1 protein-coding gene is annotated in these 473 nt (G+C 69.6%); it reads right to left on the reverse strand.

The features are described 5' to 3' along the window. Nucleotides 1-473 (reverse strand): AMP-binding protein (locus RUR_RS09200; protein WP_283134524.1); only part of this gene is annotated, 473 nt, incomplete at both ends.

The raw sequence follows: 473 nt of genomic DNA on the forward strand, positions 1-473 counted from the left end.
GTGGGTGGTGGCGTAGACGGTGGCTTCGGTGGGGCCGTAGCCGTTGACGATGCGGGTGCGGGTGAGGTGGGTGAGGTGGTCGAGGAGGTCGGGGGGGAGGGGTTCGCCGCCGAGCATGAGGGTGTGGAGGCGGGCCAGGGCGGTGCGGGCGTGGGGTCGGGTGAGGATGCGGGTGGCGTGGGAGGGGGTGGTTTGGAGGTGGGTGATGTGGTGGGTGTGGATGAGGGTGGGGATGTCGTCGTGGGCGGGCAGGACGATGCGGTGTCCGGCGGTGAGGGTCCAGATGAGTTCGAGGACGGAGATGTCGAAGCTGGTGCTGGTGTAGGCCAGCCAGACCTGCCGGGGGGTTTCCGGGTCGCCGTGGAGGTTGTCCATGGCGTGGAGGAACCCGGTGAGGTTGGCGTGGGTGACGGCGACGCCTTTGGGGGTGCCGGTGCTGCCGGAGGTGTGGATGACGTAGGCCAGGTGCTCGG

The sequence above is a fragment of the Rhizohabitans arisaemae genome, assembly GCF_025996515.1.
Lineage (GTDB): Bacteria > Actinomycetota > Actinomycetes > Streptosporangiales > Streptosporangiaceae > Rhizohabitans > Rhizohabitans arisaemae.